10 protein-coding genes, 2 tRNA genes and 1 pseudogene are annotated in these 13,189 nt (G+C 44.2%); 3 read left to right on the top strand and 10 right to left on the bottom strand.

The window, feature by feature from the left end; genetic code table 11:
• Window positions 1-153 precede the first annotated feature (153 nt).
• Window positions 154-531 (top strand): DUF4143 domain-containing protein, encoded by a 378-nt coding sequence (locus FQV43_RS00065; protein ID WP_146338006.1) that lies wholly within the window; start codon window positions 154-156, stop codon window positions 529-531.
• A gap of 78 nt (window positions 532-609) precedes the next feature.
• Here the strand turns inward: FQV43_RS00065 and FQV43_RS00060 are convergent.
• The 4 genes from FQV43_RS00060 to gyrA form a co-directional block, all read right to left on the bottom strand.
• Window positions 610-682: transfer RNA gene (locus FQV43_RS00060), tRNA-Ala, on the bottom strand.
• Window positions 683-693: 11 nt separating this feature from the next.
• Window positions 694-767: transfer RNA gene (locus FQV43_RS00055), tRNA-Ile, on the bottom strand.
• An 82-nt stretch (window positions 768-849) separates the two neighbouring features.
• A complete protein-coding gene (locus FQV43_RS00050; protein WP_144273554.1) occupies window positions 850-1,191 on the bottom strand; it encodes a DUF3566 domain-containing protein in 342 nt (113 codons plus the stop codon).
• A gap of 2 nt (window positions 1,192-1,193) precedes the next feature.
• Complete coding sequence (gene gyrA / locus FQV43_RS00045) at window positions 1,194-3,719, bottom strand: DNA gyrase subunit A (RefSeq protein ID WP_144273553.1); 2,526 nt, start codon at window positions 3,717-3,719, stop codon at window positions 1,194-1,196.
• A gap of 138 nt (window positions 3,720-3,857) precedes the next feature.
• On the opposite strand from gyrA, the gene FQV43_RS00040 reads away from it, so the two are divergent.
• Entirely contained in the window at window positions 3,858-4,085 is a 228-nt protein-coding gene (locus tag FQV43_RS00040) for a CopG family transcriptional regulator (protein WP_146338004.1), read from the top strand.
• Entirely contained in the window at window positions 4,069-4,338 is a 270-nt protein-coding gene (locus FQV43_RS00035; protein ID WP_146338002.1) for a hypothetical protein, read from the top strand. The genes FQV43_RS00040 and FQV43_RS00035 overlap by 17 nt, the downstream gene beginning before the upstream one ends.
• On the opposite strand, the gene FQV43_RS00030 is transcribed toward FQV43_RS00035, so the two are convergent.
• The 6 genes and pseudogenes from FQV43_RS00030 to dnaA form a co-directional block, all read right to left on the bottom strand.
• Window positions 4,331-5,623 (bottom strand): MATE family efflux transporter, encoded by a 1,293-nt coding sequence (locus FQV43_RS00030; RefSeq protein ID WP_146338000.1) that lies wholly within the window; start codon window positions 5,621-5,623, stop codon window positions 4,331-4,333. The two genes, FQV43_RS00035 and FQV43_RS00030, sit on opposite strands and share 8 nt — an antisense overlap.
• A 97-nt stretch (window positions 5,624-5,720) precedes the next feature.
• Window positions 5,721-7,763, bottom strand: coding sequence for a DNA topoisomerase (ATP-hydrolyzing) subunit B (gene gyrB / locus FQV43_RS00025; protein WP_144273549.1), 2,043 nt, complete (start codon window positions 7,761-7,763; stop codon window positions 5,721-5,723).
• Between the two features lie 106 nt (window positions 7,764-7,869).
• Window positions 7,870-8,406 (bottom strand): DciA family protein, encoded by a 537-nt coding sequence (locus tag FQV43_RS00020; RefSeq protein ID WP_146337998.1) that lies wholly within the window; start codon window positions 8,404-8,406, stop codon window positions 7,870-7,872.
• A complete protein-coding gene (gene recF, locus FQV43_RS00015) occupies window positions 8,399-9,700 on the bottom strand; it encodes a DNA replication/repair protein RecF (protein ID WP_146337996.1) in 1,302 nt (433 codons plus the stop codon). The genes FQV43_RS00020 and recF overlap by 8 nt, the downstream gene beginning before the upstream one ends.
• Before the next feature lie 27 nt (window positions 9,701-9,727).
• A pseudogene (gene dnaN, locus FQV43_RS00010) lies at window positions 9,728-10,917 on the bottom strand (DNA polymerase III subunit beta).
• 612 nt (window positions 10,918-11,529) lie between these two features.
• On the bottom strand, window positions 11,530-13,089 hold the full coding sequence (gene dnaA, locus FQV43_RS00005; RefSeq protein WP_144273545.1) for a chromosomal replication initiator protein DnaA: 1,560 nt from the start codon (window positions 13,087-13,089) through the stop codon (window positions 11,530-11,532).
• Window positions 13,090-13,189 lie beyond the last annotated feature (100 nt).

Below are 13,189 nucleotides of genomic sequence, written 5' to 3'. Positions count from 1 at the left end.
CTTTCTACTGATAACTGTAAGACACAAGCGATAGGCATTTATGCAACAGAGAAACCATATAATTCTGTAAAATCCCGTCTAACCATTCCACAAAATCCTGTCTAGTAATGCCATAAAATCCGGTATATGCTATTCTAACTGCATGAATGAACAATACTAGGAGCTAATAATCAAAAACTTAAAGAGGACTTACTTACTACAGGTTTTCTTTTTGAGTCAGCTGTAGTGCATGATCTGCGTATCATGGTCGAGGCTTTAGGTGGAAAGATTTATCACTACCGGGATTCTAATGGTCACGAAATTGATGCAGTATTAACTTTTCCTGATGGGCGTTGGGCTGCAGTAGAAATTAAGTTGGGTGCTAAAGCAGCTCTCAATGCTCAAGATTCTCTCAAAAAAGCAGTCGCACAAATTAAAGCAGCTCAACCTCCAGCTTTTCTAGCAATTATCTCTGGGAATGGTCCAACGTTAACGCTGGGAGAAAACACAATTACTTTTCCGCTGAGTAGTTTAGGGTGGCATGGTAAGTAGAGACGACAAAATTTAGTTAGTCAACAAAAGACAATGTGGAAAATTAAAAAAGCCCGCTGCCTGTGCAGCGGGTTTTTGTGGAGCATAGGAGAATCGAACTCCTGACCTCCTGCTTGCAAAGCAGGTGCTCTACCAATTGAGCTAATGCCCCTTGTTTCCGAGTGGGCCTAGCAAGAATCGAACTTGCGACCTCATCGTTATCAGCGATGCGCTCTAACCGACTGAGCTATAGGCCCTGGGAACGAGATAAAACTCTACCTAGTTCCCAGACATAAATGCAAATCAGCTGCATATGGGCTATTTTATCGCCAATTTTTATCACTTATCATCGCGCACTGTTAGCTCTAACCCACCGAATAGGTCAACCAAGCTGTTATAGATTACTGCTGTCAAAGGAGCGAGCACGGACAACATGATTGTCACAATGGCACCTAATAGTCCGGCAAGGGATAGCACTAACCCAAAGCTGACAACTTGGTCACCACCAATACCACCAATGATGTCATTGACATGATCCCAGACTCCGGCAATATCTAAACCGAGGTAGAGCAAACTGGCGCAAATAACCCAGGCAACCAAACCGACAAGGCTCAATGCCAGAGTCGTTCTAAACGCAGCTAAAGGTGAAATGCGGGTCACCAGCACCTTACGTCCTGCCATGATTAGTTCTCCTCTTTATCTGCTGGACCAGTAGTTTCGCCCTTTGCCACAGCTTCTGCTTCTTCTTCACCCTCACCTTCAACATTGCGATCAATTGCGAGCAATTCAACGCCATCTTCAAGATTGACTAGGCGAACACCCATTGTCGCACGCGAACTTGGGCGAATCTGATTAACCTCGGTGCGGATGACACCACCAGCTGAAGTGATTGCAAAGATTTGATCATCGTCGTCGACCGCCAATGCACTGATGAGTTTGCCACGCTTTGGCGTGTACTTGAAGGTCACTACACCAAGACCGCCTCGTCCTTGTGCAGAGTATTCTTCCATAGCAGTACGCTTACCATAACCACCGCTTGTGGCAACCAAGAGGTACTCTCCGTCACGCACAACGCACATCTCTAGCAGTTGGTCGTCGCCACGGAAGCGCATACCTTTAACACCTGCTGTAGAACGTCCCATTGGGCGCAATTGATCATCATCAGCACTAAAGCGAATAGACTGTCCTTCTTCGGAAACAAGCAGGAGATCATCTTCATTAGAGCATAATGCGGCACCAATGAGTTTATCGCCTTCATTTAGATTGATCGCAATAAGTCCACCAGAGCGATTAGATTCATAGTCAGACAGACGCGATTTCTTGACCCTACCCTGTGCAGTAGCAAGTACCAGATAAGGAGCATCCTCGTAGGATTGAATTTTAATAACCTGCGCAATGCGTTCTTCTGGCTGAAACTCAAGTAGGTTTGCTACGTGCTGACCACGCGCAGTTCGCGTTGCTTCTGGCAGCTCAAAGGCTTTGAGTCGATACACTCGACCAAAGTTAGTAAAGAACAAAATCCAGTCATGGGTAGAACTAACAAAGAAGTGACGCACAATATCATCTTGCTTTAGTTCTGCCCCGCGAACGCCTTTACCGCCACGCTTTTGTGACTTATAAGCATCTACCTTGGTGCGCTTTGCATAACCAGTAGAAGTAATAGTCACCACAACATTTTCACGAGCAATCAGGTCTTCCTCAGTCACATCACCGGTGGCAGCAATGATTTCGGTGCGGCGCTCGTCGCCATGCTTATCGACGATCTCCTTAAGTTCATCACCAATAATTGCACGCTGACGCTCAGGCTTTGCCAAAATATCCACATAATCGGCGATCTCTGCTTCAATTTCAGCCAATTCATCAATAATCTTCTGACGCTCCAGAGCTGCAAGCCTACGCAGTGGCATTGCCAAAATAGCCTCTGCCTGGATTTCGTCAACGTCGAGTAGCTCCATCAAACCAGTGCGAGCAACTTCAACAGTGGCGGAACGTCGAATAAGCGCAATAACTTCATCAAGCATATCGAGTGCTTTGATGAGTGCGCGAAGAATATGTGCTCGCTTTTCTGCCTCGTCTAAGCGATATTGCGTGCGTCGAACAATAACTTCAATCTGATGATTAACATAATTGCGCAACATCTGATCGAGACGCAGGGTACGAGGTACTCCATCGACAATGGAGAGCATATTTGCGCTGAAATTGGTTTGCAGCTGTGAATGCTTATACAAATTGTTGAGCACCACGCGTGGCACTGCATCACGCTTGAGCGTAACCACAATACGCATACCCACGCGGTCTGAGGACTCATCCTCAATTTTAGAAATACCGGCAAGTTTTCCATCACGAACTTGCTCTGCGATATTAGAGATGAGATTATCTGGATTTACCTGGAATGGTAACTCGGTAATGACAATAGCTTGGCGCGAACCTTCTTCTTCGATGGTACTAACGCCACGCATCCGAATAGAACCGCGACCAGTGGTATAAACATCTTTAATTCCTTGGCTACCGACGATCAACCCAGCCGTTGGAAAATCTGGTCCTTTGATGTACTCCATGCACGCTTCTAGTGCAGTGGTGTCATCCGCGTCTGGATTCTCCAACATCCAGTAAATAGCATCGGCTAGCTCATTGAGGTTATGTGGCGGAATGTTGGTTGCCATACCCACGGCAATACCATTGGAACCATTCATCAATAGGTTTGGTACACGTGAGGGCAGCACCTGTGGTTCTTGAGTTTTGCCGTCGTAGTTGGGAGAAAAGTCCACGGTATTTTCTCGAATGTCGCGCACCATTTCCATGGCCAATGGGGTGAGACGACACTCGGTATAACGCATAGCAGCTGGACCATCATTACCGCGAGAACCAAAATTACCCTGGCCGTCGACAAGCGGGTAACGCATATTCCAGTCTTGGCTTAAGCGTACGAGTGTGTCGTAGATTGCGCTGTCACCGTGTGGGTGGAATTGACCCATTGTGTCGGAAACTGGACGAGAAGACTTGACATAACTGCGATCTGGGCGGTAGCCAGAATCGTACATTGCGTAGAGAATACGGCGGTGTACAGGTTTAAGACCGTCCCGAACCTCAGGTAGCGCACGACCAACAATAACCGACATTGCATAGTCGATATAGCTGGTTTGCATTTCTTCATTGAGGTCAATGGGGCGGATACGGTCGAATGTATCTCCCGAGAGATCGTCGCTCATGAATTACCTTACTTTTCTTGTTATAGGAACATCACCCACTTTAATCGAAAAAAGACAAGAAAGCCGCTTATTTTGGCGTATAGTGCCCCAAAAGCAGGCAAGTGGTATCAAAGTGATACCACTTGTTAGGATGAGTTCATGGCAATGACACTTCGACTCACCCATGAACAAGACCGCGCATTGAGCTTACTTGCCCATATGCACGGCACCAGCAAACATGAAGCAGCAGTACGCGCCATAGTCTCTACCGCTGCCCGCGCGCTTGCCGACGCTCATGTCAATGATCTTGCCCATGCCCACATTGACGAGATCTCTCGCACCTATGAAAGACTGAAAGACCGCCCCACTCATGCACGCTCTAAGTAATGAACAAGTGCTTATCATTGCTGATATTTTCTGTGAACGCTTTAATACACACATCACAGACTATGCTGCCTTGACCTGTATTAGTGCATTAAGTTCTGCAGCTATTCACTCAGTTCCTATATTCACTACCCCTCAGGCATATCTTGATTATATCCATCTATTCATTGCACAAAATCCACCACTCGCCCACGCTAATGAAGCATTTAGTGAATACCTAGCGCGTATTTTCGTCGATCTTAATGACGCTACTTAATGTTTTTAACTACCTGAATATGTGTAGCAAAAGCACGCATTATCCAGTAACCTGCCAATCCAATAAAAGGACTAATTCCGCCTATACTAAACGCAAAAATGGCAGCAATCGGTATTTGAGAACCCCACACACTAATAAAATTGCTTAAAAACTCACTGCGAGTATCCCCAACTAAACGTAGTGCAGTCACATTACCGTAAGTAAAACCAATAATCGGACACAGAAGCACGATAATCAAGCTAACAAGAATATACGACCCAATAATATGGGTATCTTTTGCCAGAAACACAAAAGTTAGCGATGAGACAATAGCAACCATAATGGCAGCTACTACCCCAATACCCAGGAATAAACTACGAATTACGTGTATTCCAGCGACACCATTATGCTTTTGCTGCCAGTCATGTTCTTTACCAATGACATACAAGGCTGCCGTCGAAAAGCTTGACACCCAAATATATGCGACGATATGGAACTGCATACCAAAACGCACACTTGCTAAAGCAGAGGCACCAGAAAAAGATAAAATAGCAACGAAAATAATACTGCCTGTGTAATCTACAAACGCAGAACTAGCTGCTGGCAGTGCCATTTTTTGCCACCCATGATAATTTTCAGCCGAATTTTCCTGCCGCACGTGTACTCTAGCCATACTCCACGTCAATGGCAGTAAAACAAGCAACGGAATACATACGCTAAAGGTGCTTGCTATACCTGCACCTAATGCCCCTAATTCTGGAAAGACACCAATACCAAAAATGAGTACTACATCTAGAAACACATTAATTGGTGCGCTCATTACCATGACCAGCAGTGGAATGTTTTTTCGCCCCCACAAAGTCAAGAAAATTACCAAAGTCGTATTTATGATCTGGAAAATCAAGCCCGGAATTCTTGTAATGAAATAACAAAGACCCTCATGCCATAATTCGCTATCAACAAGATGCAAAGCAATGCCTGCACCACCAATAGAAACAATCACAATACCTGCAGAAAGAGGAACCAAAAAACTTAAAACATTTTTTATGCCATATGTTTCACGTGACTGTTGTGAATTAACTCGTGGTGCCATGATTCGTACTGCCATGAGTGAACCTAAGAGAACATTCGTCGGTAATTCATAAAGCGTGATACCAATTGCAATTCCAGCAAGAGTCTGAGTGGAATAATGTCCAATAATTAAAGAATCAGTAAGGTCAATGGCAATACTGATAAATGAAGCAGCAATGATAGGTAAAGCATTTTTAGTAATTTCTTTAACTGAAAAATGTTTAGGCTGCATCATTATTCCTTAACTTTCAGAAAACCTAAAGAACTTAGATAGTAATATACGCGCACAAACAAAGTTTGCACGCGTATATTGTTAAGCCAGAAGCTAAAACTTATACATCCAGGAAACGAACGTCCTTAGCTTTGCGAGTAATAAAGCTACGTCGGGCAGACACATCATCACCCATCAAAATGGAGAACAATTCATCTGCGCGCTGCGCATCCTCAATATCAACCCTACGCAATGTCCGAACACTTGGATCAAGAGTGGTTTCCCATAACTCTGAGGAGTTCATCTCACCAAGACCCTTATAACGCTGGATACCGTCTTCCTTGTTGATCTTGCGTCCTTGAGCAAGACCCTCAGCTAATTGTGCATCGCGTTCTGCGTCGGAATAAGCAAAACCTGGTTCACCCTTGCCCTGCCACTTCAACTTATACAGTGGTGGCTGTGCTAGATATACGTGACCCTCTTCAATGAGCTTTGGCATGAATCTAAACAGCAAGGTCAAAAGCAATGTTGCAATGTGCTGACCATCGACGTCCGCATCGGCCATAAGCACAACTTTGTGATAACGCAGCTTGCTAATGTCGAACTCATCATGAATACCTGTGCCTAATGCAGTAATAATTGCCTGCACCTCAGCATTTTTGAGCACCTTATCCAAGCGTGATTTCTCAACATTGAGAATTTTACCGCGCAACGGCAAAATCGCCTGGAATAAAGAATCACGACCGCCCTTTGCAGAACCACCCGCGGAGTCACCCTCCACAATGTAGAGTTCTGATTTGACTGGATCATTAGAACGACAATCGGCAAGTTTACCAGGCAAACCAGCTGAGTTTGTTGCTGATTTACGAGCCATATCACGAGCACGTCGGGCAGCAATACGAGCATGAGCTGAAGAAAGCGCCTTATTAACAATGACTTTTGCTTCTGCAGGGTTAGCATCAAACCATTCAGAGATGTGCTCACCCACCATGCGCTGCACAAAACTCTTTACCTCAGTATTACCAAGTTTTGTTTTTGTCTGTCCCTCAAACTGTGGATCAGCAACACGCACAGAAATAACCGCAGCCAAACCCTCGCGGCAATCGTCGCCAGTTAATCGACCATCTTTTTCTTTGATTAACTTATGCGCTTTGGCATAGTTATTCATCAAAGTAGTCAGCGCAGCACGGAAACCTTCTTCATGGGTACCGCCCTCAATCGTGTTAATTGTGTTAGCAAAAGTATGCACACTTTGGCTATAACCAGAGTTCCATTGCATTGCTAACTCTACTTCTAGACCATCGCCTTTGGCATCAAAACTAACAATCGACGGGTGAATAGCTGATTTAGACTTGTTGAGGAATGACACATAATCCTCAAGACCATTGGGATAGTAGAAAGTCTTTTTCTTTTCTTTCTTTACTACTGCTTGGTTGGAATCAGCTTGCTCATCGAGGTCTTCCAAGGACGCAAGTTCAGCGCCCTGATCAGCAGCTGCCGCATCAGCAATTGCCTCTAATTCAATTTCTTCTTCAGTAGCTCGCTGATCGGTTAAAGTCATGGTCAAACCTTTGTTAAGGAATGCCATTTCTTGCAGACGACGCGCAATAGTGTCAAAAGAAAACTCAGTAGTCTCAAAAATTTCTGCGTCGGGCCAGAAACGAATAGTGGTTCCTGTACCACGAGCATTGCCACCCTCTACCAAATCATCAGGTACTGCATTGGTGAAGTTTTGGTACCAATGCTTGCCATCGCGCTTAATATCAGCTTCGACGCGGGTAGACAAGGCATTAACCACAGAAATACCCACACCATGTAGACCACCAGAAACTGCATAGGAATCTGAGTCGAACTTACCACCGGCGTGCAATTGAGTCATAACTACCTGCACTGTTGGTGCGCCAGAGGGGTGCATTTCCACTGGGATACCACGACCATTATCCACAACTTCCACGCCACCATCTTTAAGGAGGGTGACATCTACATTAGTGGCGTGACCAGCCATTGCCTCATCGACTGAGTTATCGACGACTTCCCATACTAAATGATGTAAGCCGCGTTCACCGGTAGAACCGATATACATACCTGGGCGTTTACGAACAGCCTCAAGTCCCTCAAGAATCGTAATGGATGAGGCGCCATATTCGTGTTCAGCAGTTGCCACGGAATTAGCACTCCTTGCTCTAAATTGCTCTTAGACGTTTTTATTCTACACTGTTTACTCCCCTACGCGCCTAGCTGCACACGGCTTTTAAGGGAAAATGAGCGCACTATCCATAGGTGTCCCTTGGACCTCTGCCCTTAACGTGCAAAGGACCATGCCGCCATGTGGGTGCTTTGGGACCATAAATATGCAATTTCACCACAACATTATCGCCGACTTCCACAGCAATTTTTTGCAAAATATCATGCTGCATATACCTAAGATTGGTCGCCCACGCAGTCGAATCACAACTAATATGCAACTCTTTATTTTTCAGCATTTCTATCTTGGTATGCGATGCAACATTATGCCCTACGACGTCGCCCCAATGTGAAATAATCCAACCACCAGCGAGTTCTTTTTTCCATCCACGTGTTGTGATTTCCCTATTCACAATAGAAGAAAAACCCTCTAATTTATTTTTCTTACCCAATCCTCGTCCATCGCGACCAGTTGGATACCCTAAACGCGGTGGTCGAGATGGTGTTTTTTTCCTCGGTCGCACTATTGAAGTAAGTGTGATATTTCGTTTTTTTGCCTGCTGGCGGATACTAAGGAATTTTTGCGTTACTAAATCATCTTCTGGAGAAAAATCATTATCCATGCTTATTCTCCTGTTCCTGAGGTTGATCGGAGTGCTTTAGTTGTTCAGTCTGGGAAGGATAAGAAAGAACCGACACTCTACCTGAATCAGTATCGCGCACACTGACGTTATAGCGATGTATTTGTTTGTCATGAGCATTGCTTTTAGCAAGATTTTCCGGTAAATCTTCATCAACAGCTGCGGTGATAAAGACCTGTTCCACATCATCAATGATTCCAGCGAGTTTTTGTCTACGCTGGGTATCAAGCTCGGCAAAAACGTCGTCAAGTATCAAAATGGGATTTACTCGGTCTTTTTTTAATAACTCGTATTCACCAAGGCGTAGGGCTAGAGCAAAAGACCAAGTTTCGCCATGACTTGCGAAACCTTTAGCAGGATAATTTCCCAAAAGTACCTCGAGATCATCTCGATGAGGACCAATAAGGCTTACCCCACGATCAATTTCTTTGGTGCGCATTTGTGATAATTCATGCAGCATTGCAGCTTCAAGAATCTCTACTCGCTCTACGACGGACAACTCTTGTGTTTGGAGTTGCTGCATAAGATCAGCATTATCAATAGTGCTGGAATATGCAATGGTCGCAGGACGTGATTCAGGAGCAATATGTGCATAAGCACTATGGACTAAAGGGAGTAATTCTGCGATAAGACTTAATCTAGCTTCAACAATTTGTGCACCATAATGAGCTAATTGCCCATCCCAGACATCTAATGTAGCAAGTGCTGTATCCGTATCTTCGCTAGCTGTGGTATGTGCCTGGGCAGTGTAACCACGTTTGAGAGCAGCAGTAGCAGTTTTTAATAATGAATTACGCTGCCGCAATACTTTGTCATAATCTGCTTTTACCCCAGCCAGTCGTGGGTATCTGCTGGCAATGATGTGGTCTAAAAATCTGCGTCTTTGTTCTGGTTCGCCACGTACCAGCGCTAAATCTTCTGGAGAAAACAACACAGTATGAACTACACCTAATAGTTCTCGTGGTGATTCCAAGCGAGTACGGTTTATCTGTGCCTGATTACTTCCTCGTGCGCTGATAAGTAAATGCGCTATGAGTTCTCTACCTTCATTGATTGCTTTTACTGATATTCGCGCAGATTGCGCACCTTGGCGAATCAACGGCATATCACTTGATACTCGGTGAGAACCTAGGTGCGCCATATATCCGATGGCCTCAACAATGTTTGTTTTGCCAAAGCCATTGCGGCCAACAAAAATGTTGACACCTGGTTGCAGTGCTATTGTGCACTGCTCCCAGGATCGGAAATCACGTAACTCAAGTTCACGAAGATACACTGTGGCGTCTTTTAATCCTTTTAATTCTTAGTTAGGCAGGCGAACTGGCATGAGCAAATAGATGAAATCAGATGCTGGCGTATCAAACATATCGTCCTCACCAAGTTCTGGTAATTGCTCTGGCTCTGGAATGAGAATTGCTGGTCGCGATGGCTCAGTAAAACCGAATACTACTCGGTCAGATGACACAGCACTCAACCCATCTCGTAAATAACCTGGATTAAAGGCAATGAGCATTTCTTCATCGCCACTAAAAGCACAAGGGATTGCTTCTTCAGCATGACCAGCATCATTTCCACCTGCAGAGAGGATAAGTTCACCTTTGGTGAAGTTCATTCTGATCTGTGCATTTGCGATCAGCAAACCAAAGAGACACGTCGAATAGCATCTTGCAGCACGGAAACTTCTACACTTGCGATACAACGGTGTTTCTTTGGCAAAAGAGGCTCCACATTAGGAAACTCGGCATCGAGCATACGGCTAGTAGTTTGGCGCGACTCAACTCGAATACCAAAAAGACCATCTGATCCGATGTCCTCACCAGCACCAACAGCAATTTCTACCGGCTCTTTAGAATTTGCGTCTAGGGTACGAGCATTCTCAACTAGATTTTTTGCCAAAATAAGCAGTTTTGCTTGAGCATCTGCCACTGAAGGAACCCAGTTGAGGCGTCGAACAGCAAGACGGAATCGGTCAGTTGCAGTCAGAGTTACCGACTCACCATCAATTTCCATATACACACCGGTCAGCATTGGCAAAGTATCATCTTTACCTGCGGCAATACTGACCTGATTGATTGCATTAATAAAAAGTTGAGTATTAATAGCACCAGTAACCTCAGGTAATTGAGGTAAAGGTGGATAGTCGTCTAATGGAATTGAGGGCAGCTCAAAGCGAGAAGAACCACATACTAGCTGAACTGTGGAACCATCAACATAAATTTCTACTGGTTTAGCTGGCAAAGTATTAACAATATCAGCGATGAGTTTACCAGCTACTGCTATTCGACCAGGTTGCTTCACCATTGCTGGGATATTTACCTTTGTGGACACTTCATAATCGAAACCAGCTAGTTCTAGTCCCTCGTCATGAGCAGTGATAAGCATAGCTCTTAGCACTGGTTGCGATGGTTTGGGTGATAAGTTTCGGGCAACCCACGATACTGCGCTAACTAAGTCTTCTTTCTCGACCTGAAATGACACATTCTGATCGTCCATACCAAGCTCCCTTTTGTCTTTTAATGTTTAGCCGTTTAGCTCAAAAATTTTTAATAAGAATTACAAAGACTAAAGTACCCGCCTTTCGACGTCAGCGAAACTCCATTTTTGTTCTTTGTGAATAACTGCTTCACTTTTTGTAATTTCTTGCCACTGTGGTTTTGAGCAGTTTTCCCCAAGCCCTGTTTTTATTAGAGATTTTTCTTAAATATATTTGGTAATAACAGTAAGTCCTGTGAAATCTGTGCATAACCATTGTAATTGCACGCTGATAAAAGTTTTTGCGTGTGAAAAATTATGTGTATTTTTTGTGAATAACACAGTTTGCTTGTGGATAACTTTTAGAGTGCTTTTGTTATTCACAATTTTTCCCCAGATTTTCAGTTTTTGTACACATTTTTTCTCTACTTTTCCACAACAGTTTTCCTTGATTTTTCACCCTGCTATTGCGCTGTAATGTGATGAGTTTCATATAGTTACATTGCTGTAATTACACAGCTGTGAATAACTTTTGTGGATAACTGATAAAAAAGAAAAACCTGCAGATAAAAAGATGTTTTTTATCCACAGGTTCTAGTTAGGAATGCAGAGAAATACTCTGCACTAGCCGCACTAGCCTTTAATCTGCATGGTAATCTGCTGAATCTCGTTATAGATCTCTTTGTTTTGTGCGATTTCCTTGCGTATTTTTCTGTCGGCATACATCACTGTTGTATGGTCTTTGCCACCAAAATTTTCCCCAATTTTCGGCAAAGATAGTTCAGTGAGTTCACGGCATAGGTACATGGCTATTTGCCGTGCATGGGCGATGTTTGTCCTTTTGACTTTGCCGCGAATATCAGCTGCTTTTACCTTGAAATAATCCGCAGTTACCTCAATGATTGTATCTGGTGTGATATCCACATTTGACTGGTCAGGGGTTATATTTTGTAGAGCAACTTCTGCTGTTTCTCTTGTGAGCTCAATTTTGTTCACTGAGGCATAGGCAGATACTCGAATAAAAGCACCTTCTAGTTCTCGGATAGAAGAATCAAATCTACTAGCAATAAGTTCTAGCACTTCCCTATCAGCTTCAATGCCTTCAGCTCGAGATTTCTTCGACAGAATTGCGATACGAGTTTCTAAATCAGGTGGATAAATGTCTGCGATAAGTCCTGCCTGGAACCGAGTGCGGAGTCGATCTTCCAAGGTGGTTAGCTGTTTTGGCGGACGATCTGAGCTGAGCACAATTTGCTTACCGCTTTGTTCTAGCGCGTTAAATGTATGGAAAAATTCTTCCTGAGTTCCTTCTTTACCTTGTAGGAACTGAATATCGTCAACCATCAAAATATCAACTTCACGGTAGCGACGCTTAAAAGAGGTTTGACGGTCGTCGCGAACTGAATTGATGTAGTCATTAGTGAATTCTTCACTAGAAACATATTTAATTTTTAGTTCTGGATTTAATTGGTGAGCATAATTACCAATGGCGTGCATCAGGTGCGTCTTGCCTAGACCAGAATCGCCCCAAATGAATAGCGGATTGTAGGCACGAGCAGGCTTTTCTGCTACAGCAATCGCAGCCGAAGCCGGCAATTTATTGGAGTCACTAATCACATAGTTGTCAAAGGTATGAGCAGGATTAAGCGATTCGAGTTTTTGTGCCTTATTCCCTGTTGTCTCGGTGAGAGTTGAACTAGGTGAGGTCGATAGTGTTGCTAATGTTGCTGCCGTGGTATTTGCCTGTGCGAAACTAATAGGATCAGGTTGTGCCACCTGGGTTTGACGCTTGAACCCTGTCTCATCATCAGCACTATGAGTAGTTTCCCAACCTATTTGAGCAGGTTGTGGCGCTGATTCTACCTGAGTAATTTCTTCATGCTCATTTTGCTGCTCGACGACAACCTGTGGATCAATGGTAACTGCAAGAGCAAAAGAGCGACCCATATGTGCGCTGAGCACTTGCGAGATGACACTACCGAGTTCGCCTTCGATAAAGTCCTTCGCCTTGGTATGGGGAACAGCTAGCACAGCAACACCTTGAACGAGTGCCACAGGCTTCGCCAAATGTAGATATGCGCGTTTTTGTGCACTAAGTGGATGCAGATTCGCTTCATTTTTCTCACTCAATGAGATCAGCTCATCAACAACTTTCTTCCATGTCTCGTTGAGGGAAGTAGTATTTTCCGTCACGTTCTAGATTCCTATACCAATTTTTGTGTTCAAGCGTCCATATGGTTGTGTAATTGCGTCATTTTCAATTCACCGTTTTGTTCACAGAGTAAATTTCCGA

The sequence above is a fragment of the Corynebacterium sp. sy039 genome, assembly GCF_007904105.1.
In the GTDB taxonomy this organism is placed as follows: domain Bacteria; phylum Actinomycetota; class Actinomycetes; order Mycobacteriales; family Mycobacteriaceae; genus Corynebacterium.
This window is presented reverse-complemented; position numbering and strand designations above follow the sequence as displayed.

Bases quoted from the DNA above. Each gene is read 5' to 3' on its own strand.
- FQV43_RS00050 (WP_144273554.1), bottom strand. From the start codon at position 1,191: ATGGCAGGACGTAAGGTGCTGGTGACCCGCATTTCACCTTTAGCTGCG.
- gyrA (WP_144273553.1), bottom strand. From the start codon at position 3,719: ATGAGCGACGATCTCTCGGGAGATACATTCGACCGTATCCGCCCCATT.
- FQV43_RS00040 (WP_146338004.1), top strand. From the start codon at position 3,858: ATGGCAATGACACTTCGACTCACCCATGAACAAGACCGCGCATTGAGC.
- FQV43_RS00035 (WP_146338002.1), top strand. From the start codon at position 4,069: ATGCACGCTCTAAGTAATGAACAAGTGCTTATCATTGCTGATATTTTC.
- FQV43_RS00030 (WP_146338000.1), bottom strand. From the start codon at position 5,623: ATGATGCAGCCTAAACATTTTTCAGTTAAAGAAATTACTAAAAATGCT.
- FQV43_RS00020 (WP_146337998.1), bottom strand. From the start codon at position 8,406: ATGGATAATGATTTTTCTCCAGAAGATGATTTAGTAACGCAAAAATTC.